Origin of the sequence: Trichococcus palustris (assembly GCF_900114465.1) — a bacterium.
Classification (GTDB): Bacteria; Bacillota; Bacilli; order Lactobacillales; family Aerococcaceae; genus Trichococcus; species Trichococcus palustris.
Genome location: NZ_FOTD01000018.1, coordinates 32,105 through 49,690 on the forward strand (window position 1 = coordinate 32,105; position 17,586 = coordinate 49,690).

Annotated in this window: 16 protein-coding genes and 1 tRNA gene; 3 read left to right on the plus strand and 14 right to left on the minus strand. The window is 45.4% G+C overall.

Annotated features, from left to right (window positions below; genetic code table 11):
- Nucleotides 1–10 precede the first annotated feature (10 nt).
- From BM101_RS11110 to tnpA, 10 genes are all read right to left on the minus strand, one after another.
- Nucleotides 11–1,567 carry a 2-isopropylmalate synthase gene (locus BM101_RS11110; protein WP_087029636.1) on the minus strand — a complete coding sequence of 519 codons (1,557 nt, stop codon included), beginning with the start codon at nt 1,565–1,567 and terminating at the stop codon, nt 11–13.
- A gap of 485 nt (nt 1,568–2,052) precedes the next feature.
- Nucleotides 2,053–3,057 carry an ABC transporter substrate-binding protein gene (locus BM101_RS11120; RefSeq protein WP_177194494.1) on the minus strand — a complete coding sequence of 335 codons (1,005 nt, stop codon included), beginning with the start codon at nt 3,055–3,057 and terminating at the stop codon, nt 2,053–2,055.
- A 470-nt stretch (nt 3,058–3,527) separates the two neighbouring features.
- Nucleotides 3,528–4,103, minus strand: a complete 576-nt coding sequence (locus tag BM101_RS11125; RefSeq protein ID WP_087029629.1) for an SOS response-associated peptidase — start codon at nt 4,101–4,103, stop codon at nt 3,528–3,530.
- Nucleotides 4,104–4,201: 98 nt separating this feature from the next.
- On the minus strand, nt 4,202–4,888 hold the full coding sequence (locus tag BM101_RS11130; RefSeq protein WP_087029626.1) for a DUF554 domain-containing protein: 687 nt from the start codon (nt 4,886–4,888) through the stop codon (nt 4,202–4,204).
- Between the two features lie 223 nt (nt 4,889–5,111).
- Nucleotides 5,112–5,669: an NADPH-dependent FMN reductase gene (locus BM101_RS11135; RefSeq protein WP_087030906.1), complete on the minus strand. Its 558-nt coding sequence runs from the start codon at nt 5,667–5,669 to the stop codon at nt 5,112–5,114.
- A 475-nt stretch (nt 5,670–6,144) separates the two neighbouring features.
- Nucleotides 6,145–6,669: a biotin transporter BioY gene (locus BM101_RS11140; protein WP_087029623.1), complete on the minus strand. Its 525-nt coding sequence runs from the start codon at nt 6,667–6,669 to the stop codon at nt 6,145–6,147.
- Nucleotides 6,670–6,721: 52 nt separating this feature from the next.
- Nucleotides 6,722–7,711, minus strand: coding sequence for a biotin--[acetyl-CoA-carboxylase] ligase (locus BM101_RS11145; protein WP_087029620.1), 990 nt, complete (start codon nt 7,709–7,711; stop codon nt 6,722–6,724).
- A 132-nt stretch (nt 7,712–7,843) separates the two neighbouring features.
- Nucleotides 7,844–8,683 carry an aminotransferase class IV gene (locus tag BM101_RS11150; RefSeq protein WP_087029618.1) on the minus strand — a complete coding sequence of 280 codons (840 nt, stop codon included), beginning with the start codon at nt 8,681–8,683 and terminating at the stop codon, nt 7,844–7,846.
- A gap of 213 nt (nt 8,684–8,896) precedes the next feature.
- Nucleotides 8,897–10,198 (minus strand): RNA-guided endonuclease InsQ/TnpB family protein, encoded by a 1,302-nt coding sequence (locus tag BM101_RS11155; RefSeq protein WP_087029615.1) that lies wholly within the window; start codon nt 10,196–10,198, stop codon nt 8,897–8,899.
- Nucleotides 10,199–10,219: 21 nt separating this feature from the next.
- The gene (gene tnpA / locus BM101_RS11160; RefSeq protein WP_245825539.1) at nt 10,220–10,564 is read right to left on the minus strand and encodes an IS200/IS605 family transposase; all 345 of its coding nucleotides are present in this window, start codon (nt 10,562–10,564) and stop codon (nt 10,220–10,222) included.
- Nucleotides 10,565–11,049: 485 nt separating this feature from the next.
- Here tnpA and BM101_RS11165 point away from each other — a divergent pair, with 485 nt between their 5' ends.
- On the plus strand, nt 11,050–11,688 hold the full coding sequence (locus BM101_RS11165) for an RpiB/LacA/LacB family sugar-phosphate isomerase (protein ID WP_087029612.1): 639 nt from the start codon (nt 11,050–11,052) through the stop codon (nt 11,686–11,688).
- Nucleotides 11,689–11,860: 172 nt separating this feature from the next.
- Complete coding sequence (locus BM101_RS11170) at nt 11,861–12,391, plus strand: HD domain-containing protein (RefSeq protein WP_087029609.1); 531 nt, start codon at nt 11,861–11,863, stop codon at nt 12,389–12,391.
- Between the two features lie 321 nt (nt 12,392–12,712).
- Here the strand turns inward: BM101_RS11170 and BM101_RS11175 are convergent, their stop codons facing one another.
- Nucleotides 12,713–13,537 carry a cell wall hydrolase gene (locus BM101_RS11175; RefSeq protein WP_087029606.1) on the minus strand — a complete coding sequence of 275 codons (825 nt, stop codon included), beginning with the start codon at nt 13,535–13,537 and terminating at the stop codon, nt 12,713–12,715.
- A gap of 556 nt (nt 13,538–14,093) precedes the next feature.
- Nucleotides 14,094–14,164 (minus strand) — tRNA-Gly (locus BM101_RS11180).
- 227 nt (nt 14,165–14,391) lie between these two features.
- Here BM101_RS11180 and BM101_RS11185 point away from each other — a divergent pair.
- Nucleotides 14,392–14,694 carry an SDR family NAD(P)-dependent oxidoreductase gene (locus tag BM101_RS11185; protein ID WP_087029603.1) on the plus strand — a complete coding sequence of 101 codons (303 nt, stop codon included), beginning with the start codon at nt 14,392–14,394 and terminating at the stop codon, nt 14,692–14,694.
- Between the two features lie 172 nt (nt 14,695–14,866).
- On the opposite strand, the gene BM101_RS11190 is transcribed toward BM101_RS11185, so the two are convergent.
- On the minus strand, nt 14,867–15,076 hold the full coding sequence (locus BM101_RS11190; protein ID WP_087029600.1) for a heavy-metal-associated domain-containing protein: 210 nt from the start codon (nt 15,074–15,076) through the stop codon (nt 14,867–14,869).
- Between the two features lie 46 nt (nt 15,077–15,122).
- Nucleotides 15,123–17,585, minus strand: a complete 2,463-nt coding sequence (locus BM101_RS11195; protein WP_087029597.1) for a heavy metal translocating P-type ATPase — start codon at nt 17,583–17,585, stop codon at nt 15,123–15,125.
- Nucleotide 17,586: the final 1 nt, after the last annotated feature.

The window sequence follows — 17,586 nt, forward strand, 5'->3', positions numbered from 1 at the left end:
TTCCCCCTTATTAGAAATGTGCCGATACTTTTTCTTCTGTCTGTTTATTTTTTGCTTTGCCGCTTGCTTGGATATAGGCTTTCGCCGATGCCGTCAATACGTCGAAGTCGATGCCGGTTCCGTTGTGGCTCTTGCCTTCTTCATCCTCGACGACGACATGCACTTCCGCTTGCGCATCTTTCCCGCCGGTGATGGCTTCGATGTTGTATTCCTTCAGGATGATTTCTTGTTGCATGATGCGGTTGATGGTATTATAGATGGCTTCGATGCTGCCTGATCCGGTTGCGGAGTCTTCCATCTTCGCCTCTTTGTTGCCTTTGTCTTGGATGCCGACGATGGCTGCCTGGACGCCATCCTTCACGAATTGGACTTGCAGGCGTTTCAGTTCATAGGCCGATTCGTCTTCGATGGATTTCCCTACCATCAAGGCATGGATATCCTCTTCGGTCACGTTCTTCTTCTTGTCGGCCAGATCTTTGAATCGTGCGAAAAGGACTTTAATCTCTGCCGGATCGGTGACGTCATAGCCCATTTGTGCGATGCGGTCTGCGAAAGCATGACGGCCGGAAAGTTTTCCGAGCGGCAAGGAATTTTGTTCCACCCCTACCAACTGCGGAGTGATGATTTCGTATGTTTCCGGATTCTTCAACACGCCATCTTGGTGGATGCCGGATTCATGTGCGTAGGCATTGCCACCGATGACGGCTTTGTTGCGCGGAATCGGCATGCCCGATAGGCGGCTTACCAAATCGCTGGTGCGTTTCGTTTCCTTCAAGACGATGCCGGTTTCTTTTTGATAGAAGTCTTTGCGGATATGGAAAGCAACTGCCACTTCTTCAAGGGCTGTATTGCCGGCGCGTTCCCCGATGCCGTTGATGGTTCCTTCAACGCGGCGCGCACCGTTTTCGACTGCCGCCAACGCATTTGCCGTAGCCATCCCCAAGTCATCGTGGCAGTGTGAAGAGAAGATGGCATCATCGAAATGCGGTACATTTTGCTTCAGATATTTGAATAGGTTGCCGTATTCAGTCGGATTGGAGTAGCCTACCGTATCCGGTACATTGATGACCGTCGCACCGTTCGCGATGGCGATATTCACGACTTCCACCAAGAAATCCCAATCACTCCGCGTCGCATCTTCAGGCGAGAATTGCACTTTTTCAAATTTTTGTTTCGCATAGGCTACATGGTGTGCAACCGAGGCCAATACTTCTTCTTTGGTCATCTTCAATTTATATTCCATGTGGATGGGGCTGGTTGCAAGGAAGATATGGATTTGTGGATCCACCGCATCCTTCAGCGCATCATAGGCTGCATCGATATCTTTTTCGCTGCAACGGGCAAGGCCGACAACGGTCATATTTTTGACGGCTTTGGCTATCGCTTGAACCGCTTCGAAGTCTCCGGAGGAAGAAATCGGAAAACCTGCTTCGATTGCATCAATCCCCCATTTTTCCATTTGCAATGCGATTTGAACTTTTTCCTTCGTGTTGAAGTTGACCCCTGGTGTTTGTTCTCCGTCCCGTAGAGTCGTGTCAAAAAATTGAATATAATTTTTGTCTATCATGATAATTTCCTCCGCTTCGATAGATGTTTTTTTTTTTGATTAAAAAGTCATAAGATAGTTTTTCGAAAAAAAATGCATCCACAAATAATGGATGCATCCCGAAGTTTGTTAAAAAAGTCGCTTCAGCCCCATTATTTGTCAATGCCAAGCAGGGCTCAAACGACTGAAGGTTCAGCGTTCAAGCCCTGCTATAATAATAAGCCTTTGTAAGAAAGGGAAGCGTGCACTATTCCGTCCATTGGTTTGCCATCTGAATTTTTCATGATTTTTCCCCTCCTCTTTTTCCGTAGCCTCTAATGTTTCTTTAATTTTATTATCGTATTCTCATTTTATGCAATTACCGTCTATTTGTCAATCCTAAACAGTGATTATTTTTCGAATTATTCATTCATTTTCCTTTTCCCCCCAAAAAAAGACTAGCAGCAGGAGCCTCATACGGCTCCCGCTGCTAGTCCAATTCCGCTGTTCTGCCGGATGGTTTTCTGTTATTTGTTAGATGATTCTGGAAGTTTGATGCTTGCAGGATCGATTCCCAAAGCTTTCGCAAATTCTTCGTTCACCACTAAATTTAATGTTGTAGGGTATTCCACCGGGATTTCGGAAGGGGATTTGCCGTCTTGCAAGATTTGCAATGCCATTTTACCCGTTTGACGGCCTAATTCTTTGAAGTCGATTCCGTATGTTGCCAATCCCCCGCCATCAACCATTTCCGTTGAACCAGGGATTACCGGAATTTTAGCTTCCATAGCGATTTTCCCGACGGTTGCCATCGTGCTGGCCAATGTGTTGTCTGTAGGGATGTAGATGGCATCGACTTTTTGCACAAGCGATTCCATCACTTGTTGCACATCGTTTGTGGAAGTGACGGTCATGACTTCAACATTCACACCTTTAGCTTCCAACAATTGTTTCGCTTGGTCCCCCTGCAAGACAGAGTTCATTTCACTTGAATTGTAGATGATGCCGACTGTTTTGGCGTTTGCTGCGACGGATAGCAACAGATCGATCTGTTCTTTCAGCGGGCCTTGGTCGCTTGTACCGGTGATGTTCGCACCCGGTTTTTCAGCACTTTCAACCAATCCGGCATCTATCGGATCCGTAACGGCAGTGAAGAGGACAGGGTTTTCTTTTTCCGCGTTTGCAACCGCTTGTGAAGCCGGTGTAGAGATGGATAGGATGATGTCGTTATTGCCTGCCAAACGTTCCGCCATGCTCTGCAGATTTGCTTGATCACCTTGGGCATTTTGATAATCGACGATCAGATTATCCCCTTCGACATAACCAGCCTCTTTCAATACTTCAAGGAAACCGATTCTTGCTGCTGAAAGAGATTCATGTTCCATAATTTGGAGAATCCCTATTTTTACCGCATCCTTTGAAGCGGTCATACTTTCTTCAGAAGAAGCCGTTTCTCCACCGTTTCCACACGCCGCCAATACTAATGCTGAGGATAATGCCACTGCTGCCGCCATTTTCTTTTTCCAATTCATCTTCATCATTTTATTTCCCCCTATAATTTGTTTTTTTTTTTTGAGTGTGAGAATCCCCTATACAATCCAACATTCCCGTTTCCCAACAGAAAAGCCCATTTAGATTCTTCAATCTAAATGGGCTTCTTATGTATAAGTTAATGAAAACTCAACGCACCACTTAGATTTTTCATCTATGTGGCCATTCACGTCACGTGAAAATGCTTTAGCCTTCATAGATACAAACAAATACATGTTCATTGTTTGTATCCATGTTTGACATGTCTACAAACAGCATCTAAAGAAGCTAAAGTCGAAGCTATTTATGTGATTGTGAATGTTTCTTTGAGTTTGCATAAGTATCCCTCGCACTTGTTTTATTTGATGACATCAGTTTATAAAAATTAAATAAGAATGTCAAGAGAATAATTAAAATCCCCTGAGTTTTTGATATTATCCATTCCTTGAACCTTTTCCGGTTGATGGCTTGCTCAGGCAATGATCAATGTATGGGTTGTCGGCTTCAGCAACTGGAAAACCCTTTTTGGATCGGCTTTTTGATCCAGATAAAGTGCTTCGTCTTCCGGATCCAATATCACCGGCATGCGGTCGTGGATGGCCGCCATCTGCTCATTTGCAGCGGTCGTGATGATGGAGAAACGCGTGAACGCCTCACCGTTCTCATCTTGGTAGGTTTTTAAAATGCCGGCCATCGAAAAAATCGGAATATCCCCTATCCAAATCTTACGTTTGATTTTTTCCTTTCCCGACTTCTCCCATTCAAAAAATGAGGTTGCCGGGACGAGGCATCGGCTGCTGAGGAAGGGTTGCCGGAAGGTCAGTTTTTCCAAAATCGTCTCCGCACGGGCATTGATCAGCGGGCGGCTGGCAAAAGGCTCCACAAAACCCCATTTCTGATAGACCAACTCATTTCCGGGCAGGATGATCGGCGACTCGTTGGTCGGAAAAATCTCTTCCCTGCCTACGAATCCTTCATCCATCTCACCCAACAGATACCTTTCCCATAAATCCTTCCTCGATGCTTCCAAAGCGTACCTTCCGCACATATCAAATTCCCCTTTCCATCCAACTCTTCTGTTTCAGTATAAAGGAATGGGCGTCGCTCCACAAAAAAAAACGCCCAAAGGACGCCTTTTGTCACAAATCACATAAATAATCCCAAGATGATTGGAATGAAGACCGCCGGTGCATAATTCATGATTTTCAGATCCGTCACTTTCAGCATGTTCAAGGAAAGTCCGATAATCAAAAGGGAGCCGACACAGGTCATCTCATTGATGACGCTTGTGGTCAACACAGGGGCCAGAAAATTGGCGAACAACGTGATGCCGCCTTCGTAAATAAAGACCAAGACTCCCGAAAGCAGAACGCCGATGCCGAGGCTGGATGCCATGATGATGGCCGCGATGCCGTCAATCAACGCTTTCGCAAATAACGTATCATGGTTGCCGGTCAGTCCGCTCTGCAAGGAACCGACTATCGCCATTGCCCCTACGCAAAACAATAGACTCCCCGTAACGAAACCTTCCGAAACAGAAACACCTTCACCAGGGGATGACACTTTGCTTTCAATCGTATCCCCCAACTGGTTGATTTTCTTGTCCAGCTCAAACCCTTCGCCGATCAGTGTTCCGAAAACCATTGAAAGGATAGTGATCAAGATATTTTCCCCTTTCAGGGTTCCGCTGATGCCGATGTACAGCACACATAACGCTAGGGCGTTCATGATGGCTGTACCCACTCTTTCCGACACCCCCTTTTTAAACGCCAGGCCGACACCTCCGCCTACCACGATGGCCACACTATTGACCAAACTACCTAATAAAACCACTTAACCCCTCCTATAAATTCTGTTTCTTCCATATAATATATTTTAGGCGTATCATGCAAAAAAATTATTCCCGTTCAGTATAGAACGATATTTACGGAAGGTCAATGTCTCAAAGCAATCACTATCGCAAGAGGCATGATTTGCGGAACGTGTTTACGCCGGAAACAACACAAAAAGACCGCCATGCTCACTGGGCATGACGGTCTTTTTACGTTTGTAATGATTATCTGATTGTTTTTAAAGCGCCAGACCATTTGATTACTTCGTCAAACATAGCTGTTGCATTGCCTGCATGGTAATCGTTAGGAACGAAGTTGCTCATGTTTTCGAAGTCAGTCATCAATGAGAAGTTAACGGTTGTATGAACCGTAGCGACGCTCAATTCCCCCAAGATGACACGCATGTTTTCGTGGGCGCGGGCGCCGCCTAAACTGCCGTAGCCAACGAACCCGGCTGCTTTGTCGGCAACTTCAGGTTTCAAAAAGTCCAATGCATTTTTCAGAGCGCCACCAACCGCATGGTTGTATTCAGGCGTAACGAAGATATAGCCGTCGAATGATGCAATTTTAGCGGACCAAGCTTGGATGGCTGCGCCGGCTTCTGCTTGGCGTTCTGCTGAAAGTTTAGATCCCAATAATGGCAAATCGTAGTCAGCTAAAGCGACCATTTCGTATTCCACGCCTTCGTCGTTTCTTTTGACTGCGAAATCATGGATCCATTCTGTTACCGCTGCTGAGTTTCTTCCTTCACGTACGCTGCCTGAGATAATGCCGATTTTCATATTTAATTTCCCCTTTTCTTCTGTTGGTTGTGTTTGAGTATTGCCTCCGAATAAAGCATTGCTGATTCGAGATATAAAGCTTGTGTTCCTCAAATTGATTTCCTCCACTATGATATATTTTTATAGGAGGGTCCCCTCCGATTCCTTCTTACGTTTCGTAAGTACATACATAGTATGCCACAGAATGAAAAGTATTTCAAGTAAATTATTCGCGAATTCGAGATATTTTACTTAAACATTATCAAAATACGGATAAGTCAATGTTTTCAGTATAATATTTTTGGGAATATCCTTCATGCTATTCCCCTGTTTGATTTTTGGCGGCTGTTTTTATCACAGGATAGTTATGTCAATCCGGAAAGAAAAAATAGATCCGACCTGCTTCGGATTCTTCCATACGGTAGCACAGGGTGAACAAAAAAATCAGCGGACTTGCGAAAGGCAAGCCCACTGATTTTTAATTTTTTGTATGCATTTATTGGAAAGCGCGTACGCGTCCTTTCAGACGATTGGACAGCGCAACAGCCAATAGCACTTTCGCGACATCGCCCGGGATAAACAACAGCATGCCCATTTTGAAGATGTCTAGGATGCCGAATTGATTGCCCATGAAAACGTTCAGTATGACCGTCATATAAGGTAAACCTATGGCATAAATCACGATGGAGCCGACCAATGCTGCCCAGGTATAAGAAAGGATGCTGCCATCGCTCTTATGGACAATGTAGGAAATGACCGTTGCCCCTGCGATGAACCCAAATACAAATCCAAAACTTGGGCTTAAAAACGATTGGAAACCTCCCAATAAAAGTTTCAATAATAAGTGCAACGTTTGTGCCAAAAAAGCACCGCGCGGGCGCAAGAACAAGCCCGTCAATAAAACAAGCAACGTTTGCATCGTAATCGGAACAGGTCCGACCGGGATGCTGATAAAGCCGCTGACAAACGTCAAAGCCGCAAAAATACTGATTTGTGTCAATTCTTTCGTTGTTATCTTCATATATTTAACCTTCTTTCGCATTTGTTGATGAAGCGCCGTAACGCCTCTCGTTTTATCCCTGAGATGCGGTCAGTTTCACACTGATTTCCCCAAAAGTGATCGTCTTTTCTTCTCCGTTCGGCATCGCGACAACCAAACCGCCATTGTCATCGATTGCAACAGCTTGCGCCTGGAAGGTTTCTTTCCTTTCTTGGAAAGAAACCTGCTGGCCTAAAATAAAGCAGCGTTTGCGGTATTCATCCAAATAAGAGCGGGACGCTAAATTTCCATAAAGGCTATAAAAATGATTGATGATCTCTGCTGCCAACTGGTTTCGTGTCAATTCCGTATTTTTTGCTTCGAACAGCGTTCCGGCAATGTGCTGGATTTCTTCCGGGAAATCAGCTTCGGGATGACGGAAATTCACGCCGATTCCCAATATGATGGTGCCGATGGTGCCCGACTCCATGTCCATGATGCCTTCTGTCAGGATGCCGCATATTTTGCGGCCATCCAGAAAGATATCGTTTACCCATTTGATCTGCGGCTTTTTGTCGGTCAGCTGTTCGATTGCCTGGCAGACGGCCACGGCCGCAGCCGTTGTGATCAACGTCGCGTTATCCATATCCGCAAAAGGCTTCAAAACTAAACTCATGTATAGACCCGATTCACTTGGCGAAAAAAAGACTCTGCCCAGACGTCCACGGCCTTTTGTCTGCTCTTCCGCTACAACGACACCTTCAAAAGCGGCATCTTCATTCACGATCCGTTTCGCTTCCAGATTGGTGGAATCGATGGTTTTATAAGCGATGATCCGCTTATTTTCCAGAGCTACAGACAGCAACGGCACGATCGCCTCTTCCGACAGAAGATCCGTTTCAACGGAAAGCTGATAGCCCTTGTTTGTCGCCGCATTTATCTGATATCCCTCTGCCTTTAGTGTATTGATTGCTTTCCATACGGAAGTTCTGGATATCGCCAGACCGTCCGCAAGTTCTTGGCCAGAGACACTCTCTCCTCTGTGTTGCTCAAGATATTGCAATACTTTTTGTTTCGTTGACATACTTTCCCAACTCCCATACCGGTATGAAAAAACCACCACTCAATTCAAAGTGATGGCCTCAATTGATATATTCAGTTTACCGGAGCCCTCCCTCTTTGTCAACCATTTAAAATAAAAGGGTAACAGCAAGTTTTATTTTTTCGCGCTTCCATGATTGTCTTTATACTGCTTCACTAATTCCGCATAATCGGACAGGATTGTCTGCACAATTTCGTTCGTCATCGTCGGGATAGCTTCTTCTCCGATTGCCGAAATCGGTAAAATATTGTTGCCCGTTCCGGATACGAATGCCCCTTCACAAGAATCTATCCAAGCTACTGGAATGGGCAGCTCATGGATCGGGATTTGTCTCTTTTCGCAGATTTCAAATACTTTCTTGCGGACGATTCCCAACAAGACGGATTTAGCCGGCGGTGTATACAAAGCAGACCCTTTCACGAAAAAGACATTCGTGCGGCTTCCTTCCGTTATTTCTTCGTTCGCATCGACCAACAACAACTCATAGACGTCCTTTTCGGCACGCTCCTGCAGGACAGCCTTTTGATAATCCCCACGGACAAGTTTGATGTTCGGATCCAAGCGTTCAATATGGAAAAGGCTTGTGCGGATACCCTCCTCATAATAGGCAGCCGGCGGATAGATACTTTGGGTAAAGAATATCCATAGCAGGCTTTCGCCTGATGTACCTTTACCCAGGATCAATTTCACATTTTTTTCATTCACCTGATTCGCTTCGGTCAGCTTATAGATCCTTTCTGCAATGTCCGAAGGTGTTGCATCAGGGGGCAGATCCAAATAGGCAGCGGATCTAAAGAAGCGCTCCAAATGGTCCTCCAAGAACAAGGCGATTCCGTCCTGTACACGAATCAATTCATACACCGTCTGCCCTTCAAATACCGGAAAGGCGGCACTGTCCTCCGTTTTTTCCAGCCTCTCATTAACAAAATAAAACTGTCCCTCGATTTTTTCCATCCCCAACACTCCGTTCCTTCACGTTGTTTATAGTTCTATTGTCAACAACCCATGACTTTCACCCACGGTGAACTTTTCTCCGAAAAGGAAGTCGTAGGCTTGTGAGCCTCTTGCGAGGCTCTGGTTTATATACAGCGGACTACGCATCCATTGACACGCCCTTTCATCCTAGCGAGAGGAACTGTCAGGTACCAAGCAAACCTGTTTCTATGGTTAAGCAGCCACCAATGGGGATGCCTTCAATACTTCATCAATCCAGCGGATACCATAATTGCGTAGGTTCACCCCAGCGTTATGGTCTCTGTCGTGCCATTCATGACAATGATCACACGTCCATTCACGCGTGGAAATATCGCCCTTGAGGGCTGTATTTTTCACGCCACAATCAGAACACATTTGTGTTGAAGCGAAGGTTTTCGGTGTTTTCACGAAATATTTCCCTTGTATCTCAAGTTTGTACGTGAGATACAGACGGAAGTTACCGAACCCATTATCTTGTTGGTTTTTCGCCAACTTCAAAGTTTGTCCGATTGCACGAAGGTCAAGGTCTTCCACCACAACCATGTCATAACGCTTTGCGAGGGCATAAGCCTTCTTATGGAGCCAGTCTTTCCGTTGGTTCACAACTTTCGTATTGAGTTTTGCTACTACCAAACGTTGACGTTCCCAACGTTTAGAGCCTTGTACCATGCGGGATAGTTTACGCTGTTCTTTTGCTAGACGTTCTTCCATAATTCGATAGTAGTGCGGGTAATTGGCTTTCTTACCTTCACTGTCTACAAAGAAATTGGCTTGTGAGTAATCTAGTCCAAGAATACGTTCAACAGCGGGGATCCCAATGCTTTCGACTTCCATTTCAAACGCAACAGTGATGGATACTTCGAACTTTCCTTGGGAGTTCATTGTTACCGTAACATGCTTGATACAACTGCCCTTTGGTAAGGGACGATGTGTATTCAATTTGATTGTTACTTCTGACAACTTACTCTTTCTGGCAGTTGGAAGATGGAGAACTTCGTTCTCATCAATGAAGATATTGTCATTTTGGTTGAATGTAGTATAACTTAGCTTGCTGTTCTTACGAGAATGGAATTTCGGCATTCCTTTAAGGTCGCGGAAAGTAGGCTCAATCCCAAGATTTTTCTGACGTTTAAGCGCAGACTTCTTGAATTGTCCTTTGAACGCGTTCTTGTCGAACGCGGAAATTGCTTTCTTGAAATGCTGTTTTGCTTCGTTCGAAGCGAATGCATCCACTTCGTAAAGGTATTTGTTGCCTTCATCATTCATACGCGTTTGCTTGAATTCTTTGACTGTCGGCATGCCCATTTCTTTGAAAGTAGGCAGTTTGTCACCGATGGTGTAGCCATTCTTTTCAAGATACTCATATAAGTGAGCGGTATGAAGGTTGTACATCAAGCGGTCTGCACCAAAACATTGACGGAAGTAGCTTTCTATCTCATCAGACATTGGCGTTCCGCTATACACATAACCACGATGGACTGTTTCTACTGACATTGGTTTCACTTCCTATCAGTTTTATTGTTGGCTTTGGATGTATTTCCGTACTTGTTCCTCAGTATTTCCGCTGACTGTCGCAATGAAATAACTAGGATTCCACATGTGTCCACCCCATAAATATTGCTTTATTTCGGGGTGCAGCTTGAACAGTCGTCTTGCTGATTGACCTTTGAGCGTTTTAACTACTGATGGTATATAGTGTTGCGGTTTCATTGAAATGAGAAGGTGGATATAGTCTTTATCCGTTTCCATTTCTTCCACTTCAATCCCTTGTGCAACACAGATGTCTCGCACGATTTGTTTGAGTGATTGCTCTACTTGATTTACTAGAACTTTACGTCTGTACTTCACACACCAAACCAAATGGAACTACAAGGAATAGACATACCCTCGACCGTGTTTGACTTCTGCCAAAGCAATCACCCCACAAGAACAGTATACGAAAATATGTTCGGCTTTTCAAATCATACGTTATTATTTAAGTTTTATTGAATCAAGGTTAATAATAAATGTCAGAAAGTCATATGTCGGGCTTTGAGGTGCCTGAGGCACCCCTAATCCCGAACGGCGATTCATCTCACGACTAAAGTCACGAGGGTTCTCGCCTAACTCCTAACCCGCAATACGAAATTGTACACCAAAATGTAACCGACCCAGTAAATCCATGTGAACAAATCTTAACAATAAGCACTCACCCCTTTCCGCTCTGCCTTTGAAGCGTATACGCTTCCCCATCATCTGTGCTATACTTTCGATACATTCCGTCCCTGTAGCCTTATTTGTTGGCGAAAAGGGACCGATTCCGCCATCAGATCTGGGGCGCAGAAATATTTTTGGAGGATGAAGCCATGAGAATTGCATTAATAAACGAAATCAGCCAATCGGCAAAAAATGAACTGATCCATTCGACCTTGAAGAATACCGTGGAACCGATGGGCCATGAAGTATTCAACTACGGCATGAGGGGCGCTGACGATCCCAATCCGTTGACCTATGTACAGAACGGTCTGCTGGCCGCCATTCTGCTGAATGCGGGTGCTGTCGATTATGTCGTCACCGGCTGCGGTTCCGGCCAAGGTGCCTTATTGGCCTGCAACGCCTTTCCGGGAGTGGTTTGCGGCTCCATCGTCGATCCGACCGATGCCTATCTGTTTGCCCACGTCAACGATGGCAATGCCATCTCCTTGCCTTTGGCCAAAGGATTCGGATTCGGGGCAGAACTGAATCTGCAATTCATTTTCGAGAAACTGTTTATGGAAGGAAGCGGAAAAGGCTATCCACGGGAAAAAGTCGTTCCGCAGCAGCAGAATGTAAGCATCCTGAATGAGATAAAGAAAATAACCCAGCGGGATATGCTCACGGTATTGAAAAATCTTGATCAGGATTTCCTGCGTGAAACGATCGGCGGGTCAGGTTTCCATAGCCATTTCTTTGAAAATTGCAGAGATGAAAAGATAGCCGATTACCTAAAAAATATTGCACAATAATCCACCAACAACCTCTAGGGACAATCGCATACAGTACGTCTCATTACTTAAGCAATTGTTAAAGTGAAACAAAGCACAACATTTCACTTTATTTTTGATTCCAAACGTTGTATAGTATGTTCATTCATGAAAAGAGAATAAAAATACCCATAAAAAGGATGATAGAAAAAGCATGCAGAATGCACAATCTAGTTGGAAAGACGATGCTGAATACGTTACTATAGTCGAAGATCTGATTTATCATGAAGAGCTGTTACAGATGGAAGAAATCACGCATCATCACTTCACAAATCGCTTAGAACATTCCATCAGAGTATCCTATACTAGTTTTAAAATTGCGCAGAAATGGAATTTGGATGCTTGTGCCACTGCCCGCGCCGGTCTGCTGCATGATTTCTTTTTAGAAGACCGCGATGGCGTTGCTGCGCTGAATATCGGATCCCATGCGGATGCCCATCCCAAAATCGCCTGTGATAATGCTTGCCGCATCACAGAAATCAGCGAATTGGAACGCGACATCATTTTGAAACACATGTTCCTTGTAAGCCGTTGTGGTATTCCCCGTTACAAAGAAAGCTTTGTTGTAACGTATGTGGATAAATATATAGCCATCAAAGAAGTCACGGTTCCCTTGAAGGATATAATCAGTAACCGTATCCGCAGTTTCATCACAAAGCTGAACCCGGCAAATAGTAACGCATAATCAAAATCCCCCACTGGCGCCTCAGTAGGGGATTTTTTAATAACTTATTTACAACAGCCAAGGGGATCATTTTGCTGAGGAAAATGATTCCCTTGGCTGTTGTCGTCAAAGAAGGTAGCATGTAGGACAGGAAATTCTTATCCACACTCAAATTTTACTGCTGCGGAACGAAAAGAAAAATTGTGAAACTATGCAGCCGAGGCACATTCCGCAGCCACGAAATTGTATGCTTCCTTATAGCCGAAAAAAGCTGAAAACCTATAACGACAGGTTTCCAGCTCATTTGTGTCTATCTTTTTTTGACCAGTGATTTATTATTAATTAATAGAAAACATTCGTTACGCCATCGCCAGAAGCACGGAAACTTAGGGCTGATGTTGTACGGTTTCCGTTCAATACCTGGTTGACCGCTTGGATTGTTTCGGCAGATGGTGTTTGGGCTGCAGCGGATCCGTTCGAAACTACTGAGAATTGACCAGCAGCATGCAATACCGCATCAATGGTCGTGCCACCCCAGATTCCTGAGTCAACACGGTTCAAGATGACAGAAGCAACGTTCATTTTTTCCTGATAGCTTGGACCTGCTTCAGCTTGGACAACTTGGTAAAAGAAATAGTTGCTTGAAGCGTTTTGGACAGTGGCTACTGGGGTAGCCGCCGCTGGTTCAGCTACAACTGGCTCAACTGCTTGCACTTTTTCTGCAGCTGCAACGGGTTCAGTTGCTTGAACTTCTTCTGCAGCTGCAGCTGGTGTTGCTACTTCCACAACTTTTTCATTGCTGACATCATAGCTCTTCACTTCTTTGCCTTGTTCTACTGTTACAACGTTATGATCTGCTGAAAGGACGATTGAGTTACCGGCAATAATTAAATCTGCATTCCCGATATCGTTCACTTCAACTAAGGCATTAACGGAAACATCTGTTGCAGATGCGATTGCTGATAAAGTATCTCCCCATTGGAAAGTATATTTGCTGCCGTTGTCCAGGCTTTGGATGTCTGTTTTAATTTGATCTGAAGTACGAGCTCTCCAAGTGGATGCTCTGTATTCTGCTGCGTTTGCTTGTGACGGATTCGCTGTTGCCATTAGACCAACAACTGCTAAAGTTGCGCTAGTTACGAATAATCTAGATTTGAAGTTTTTCATTATATTATTCCTTTCTTCTCTTCGCAATGTTTTCGTATTGCAATTTATACTCCTGATGCCCTTTTTTATTTGATAAATTCATATTTATCTGAGGCGCTATCGGAGTTCTTTCAACAAAAACAATCCTAACATGAAAAAAAGCGATTAGGTGGAAAACGGCCTTTTTGTTATTCCTTCTTAACACCCCTGTATTAAAAATCGCCGAATCTTACAAACATAAGTCAGATATTACGATATCGTTAGATAGACAATCAATTTGTAACAATCCAATAGTTGTGTGTCAATTTAGAATAAAAACTCGAAGCAAAAAGAAAGGAACGCTGCTCTATCGGCGTTCCTTTCTGTAATAATTCTAAATTATTTCGTAATATTCATAAAAAATAGTGGGCTGGAAAAAAAATTTTTTTGTAACAAACGTGAAACATTTGCTCGGATGTGACAACCATGCGAGCAATCGCCACCTAAGAACGTTCGGTTCAAAGTATCCTGTCAGCAAAAATAAAAAACCTCATCGCAATTGATGAGGTTTATTTTTGAAAACTTCTTTTATTAAATAAGCGGGCGACGGGAATCGGACCCGCGACATGACCTTGGGAAGGTCGCATTTTACCACTAAACTACGCCCGCATATCCGGTCTTTCAACCCGACTGCACTATCCATTCTACTCCTAATCTATCGCAACCACAATATCTTTTTGAAAAAAATCTAAATTTTTTACATTTTATTACAAATGAAATCGGAGAATGCGGTTACATGCTATAATAATAACAAGGTCTTATTGTAAAAATGTTAAATCTCACACCTGAAGCGATCCGCTACTATAAAGAATCAAAAATAAAAGGAGAAATTTCTTATGAATAATAAAGAATTTGCAGACCGCTACGCGGTCGTAACCGGCGGTGCGAGAGGAATCAGTTATGAAGCCGCCAAAGTATTGGGCGCCGACAACATCAACGTCAATGCCGTCTGCCCCGGTGTGGTGAACACGGCCATGACTGCCAATACCGATTACTCGAAAACGATTGCCATGATTCCACTGAAACGTTTAGGCGAAACCGATGACATTACAGGTATCATCGCGTTTCTTGCCAGTGAAGACTCCAAATACATCACCGGATGCGGCATTGATGTAAACGGTGGCTCGTTCATGTTCTAGGGTGCGATGAAATGCAGAACAGATTTCTGAAAAAGCGATTTTTGCCCATAAGAAAAAACCTCCCGGTGTCCTCTTCGTTTGAGAAGGACAACGGGAGGTTTTATTGTTTTGTTCACGACATTCCGAACCGGAAGAAAAGGGCATCGGCCAAGCCGGCTTTTTGCTGCCCTATTTATTTGCTTCCGACCACTTTGAATTTCGTGTCAGCTAAAGCTTCGTTGAAGGTCGCTTCGGAAATTTCCTTGTTCGTCTTCACGGTTGCCTTTTTGCCGGCCAAGTCGACAACGACTTCTTCGACTCCGGCAATCGCCGAAAATCTTTTTTGTACCGTCTCCACACAACCGTCGCATTTCATTCCTTCAATTGCTAGTTCTTTTTCCATCTCTATTTCCCCATTTCTGATTTTTTTGTTTTTTTTATCCTCTTCATCATTTCGATGCTGAGGGTTTAAACCTTTTTAGGCGTAACGCATTGATCAGCACCGATACCGAGCTGAAGCTCATCGCGGCTCCGGCAATCATCGGGTTCAGCAACGGGCCACCGAACAGATGCAACAATCCCATCGCGACAGGAATCCCCAACACATTGTAGGCAAATGCCCAGAACAGATTTTCCTTGATGTTTTTGATGGTCGCTTTGCTCAATTCCACCGCTGTCGGCACGGCCATCAAATCGCTCTTCATCAAGACGATATCGGCGGACTCGATTGCGACATCCGTGCCGGTACCGATGGCGATGCCGACGTCCGCTTGAGCCAAGGCTGGTGCATCGTTGATACCGTCCCCCACCATCGCCACTTTTCTGCCTTCGGCTTGAAGTTTCTTCACTTCTTTCGCCTTGTCTTCCGGAAGCACTTCGCTCAAAACACGGTCGATGCCGACCTGATCTGCAATGGCTTGGGCTGTCCGTTTGTTGTCCCCGGTGATCATAGCTATCTCGATACCCATTTCATGGAGTTTCTTGATGGCTGCAGCACTGCTGGCCTTCACCGTATCGGCTACGGCTATGATGCCGGCAAGCCGGTTATCCATTGCGATGTACATGGGCGTTTTCCCCTGGTTCGCCAACGCATCCGATTGATCGGAAAAATCGTCCAAAGGAATGTTGCGGCTAGTCATCAATTTTTCATTGCCGAGCAATACGGCTTTGCCGCTGAAAGTCACTTCGATGCCGAACCCGGGAATGGCGGTGAAGGATTCCGGTTTCAAGAAAATCAATTGCTTCTCTTCCGCTTCCCTGACGATGGCTTCACCAAGGGGATGTTCCGACCCCTTTTCGGCGGACGCAGCCAACTGCAGCATCTCCTCCGCTTGTAGGTCATCGCGCACCAGGATATCCGTCACTTTCGGTTTGCCTTCCGTGATTGTTCCCGTTTTGTCGAATACGATGGTCTGCACTTTATGCGTCGTTTCCAGAGCCACCCCGCTCTTGATCAACACGCCGTTTTCAGCGCCCTTGCCCGTGCCGACCATAATGGCGGTCGGCGTCGCCAATCCCAGTGCGCAGGGACAGGCGATGACCAAAACGGAGATTGTGATGGTCAAGGCAAAAATCCACGATTCCTGTCCCAGGAAATACCATCCCAAGCCGGCCAAGACGGCCAAGACAATGACGATGGGAACAAAATAACCGGAAATGGTGTCTGCCAATTTTGCGATCGGCGCTTTTGATCCCTGCGCATCTTCCACCAGCTTGATGATTTGGGCAAGCGCTGTATCTTTCCCTACTTTTTTCGCTTCGTATTGGATGGTCCCGTTCTTGTTGATGCTTCCGCCGATGATTGTGTCTCCCATTTTCTTTTCAACCGGCATGCTTTCGCCGGTCAGCATGGATTCATCCACCGAAGTTAGACCTTCCGTCACCAGACCATCGACCGGCATTTTTTCGCCGGGACGGACAATGATGACATCGCCGACCAAGACGGAATCCACGGAGACTTCCAGCTCTTGCCCGTTGCGGATGACCCGCGCCGTTTTAGGGGCAAGCCCCATCAATTTTTTGATTGCTTCGGATGTTTTCCCTTTCGAAACGGCCTCAAAATATTTCCCCAACGTGATCAACGTCAGGATGACGGCGGCTGACTCGTAGTAAAGGTTCATGACAAAACTGGTATCCCCCACTAGCGCCTGAACCGTCCCATATAGACTGTAAAGGAAGGCTGCGCTTGTGCCGAGCGCCACAAGGGAATCCATGTTCGGATGGCCATTGAATAAAGATTTGAAGCCCACTGTGTAGAATTTTGTGCCCAGAATCAGCACCGGAAGGGTCAGGACCAGTTGCGTCAGCGCAAAGGCCACGGGATGCATCATCGGATCGATGGAACCCGGCAAAGGCATGCCCAACATGTGCCCCATCGAAATGTACAGCAAGGGGATTGTAAAAACAGCCGATACCCAGAAGCGTCGCCACATGCTTTTTATGTGTTGCTCTTTCTTCTCATGGTTTTTGTCGTTCTCCTCGACCGTATCCGTCTCCTCGATGGCCGCATAACCGGCATCCGCAACGGCCCTGCTGATGTCGGAAAGGTTCAAGACGGACGGATCATAGTCTACGACCATCTTTTCGGTCGCCAGATTGACGCTTGCGCTGACGATGCCCGCCAACTTCTGCGTCGCCTTCTCGACCGTCTGTGCACAGCTGGCGCAAGACATCCCTTCTATAAGGAAGGTCTTGTGTTTGGTGTTCACAACAACTTCGTATCCCGCCGCCTCCACAGCAACCTGAAGCGCATGCTCCGAAAAAGCCGCATCATCATAGGCGACCGTCAATTTTTCGGTCGCAAGGTTCACGTTCGCTTCTTTCACGCCGGCCACTTTCGCTGCCGCCTTTTCGACGATTTGCGCACAGGAGGCGCAGGTCATGCCATCTATCAAATATGTTTTATTCCCCAAT

What these genes read in the sequence shown, in the direction of transcription:
- BM101_RS11110 (WP_087029636.1), bottom strand. Translation starts at nt 1,567, where the DNA reads ATGATAGACAAAAATTATATTCAATTTTTTGACACGACTCTACGGGAC.
- BM101_RS11120 (WP_177194494.1), bottom strand. Translation starts at nt 3,057, where the DNA reads ATGAATTGGAAAAAGAAAATGGCGGCAGCAGTGGCATTATCCTCAGCA.
- BM101_RS11125 (WP_087029629.1), bottom strand. Translation starts at nt 4,103, where the DNA reads ATGTGCGGAAGGTACGCTTTGGAAGCATCGAGGAAGGATTTATGGGAA.
- BM101_RS11135 (WP_087030906.1), bottom strand. Translation starts at nt 5,669, where the DNA reads ATGAAAATCGGCATTATCTCAGGCAGCGTACGTGAAGGAAGAAACTCA.
- BM101_RS11140 (WP_087029623.1), bottom strand. Translation starts at nt 6,669, where the DNA reads ATGAAGATAACAACGAAAGAATTGACACAAATCAGTATTTTTGCGGCT.
- BM101_RS11145 (WP_087029620.1), bottom strand. Translation starts at nt 7,711, where the DNA reads ATGTCAACGAAACAAAAAGTATTGCAATATCTTGAGCAACACAGAGGA.
- BM101_RS11150 (WP_087029618.1), bottom strand. Translation starts at nt 8,683, where the DNA reads ATGGAAAAAATCGAGGGACAGTTTTATTTTGTTAATGAGAGGCTGGAA.
- BM101_RS11155 (WP_087029615.1), bottom strand. Translation starts at nt 10,198, where the DNA reads ATGTCAGTAGAAACAGTCCATCGTGGTTATGTGTATAGCGGAACGCCA.
- BM101_RS11165 (WP_087029612.1), top strand. Translation starts at nt 11,050, where the DNA reads ATGAGAATTGCATTAATAAACGAAATCAGCCAATCGGCAAAAAATGAA.
- BM101_RS11170 (WP_087029609.1), top strand. Translation starts at nt 11,861, where the DNA reads ATGCAGAATGCACAATCTAGTTGGAAAGACGATGCTGAATACGTTACT.
- BM101_RS11175 (WP_087029606.1), bottom strand. Translation starts at nt 13,537, where the DNA reads ATGAAAAACTTCAAATCTAGATTATTCGTAACTAGCGCAACTTTAGCA.
- BM101_RS11185 (WP_087029603.1), top strand. Translation starts at nt 14,392, where the DNA reads ATGAATAATAAAGAATTTGCAGACCGCTACGCGGTCGTAACCGGCGGT.
- BM101_RS11190 (WP_087029600.1), bottom strand. Translation starts at nt 15,076, where the DNA reads ATGGAAAAAGAACTAGCAATTGAAGGAATGAAATGCGACGGTTGTGTG.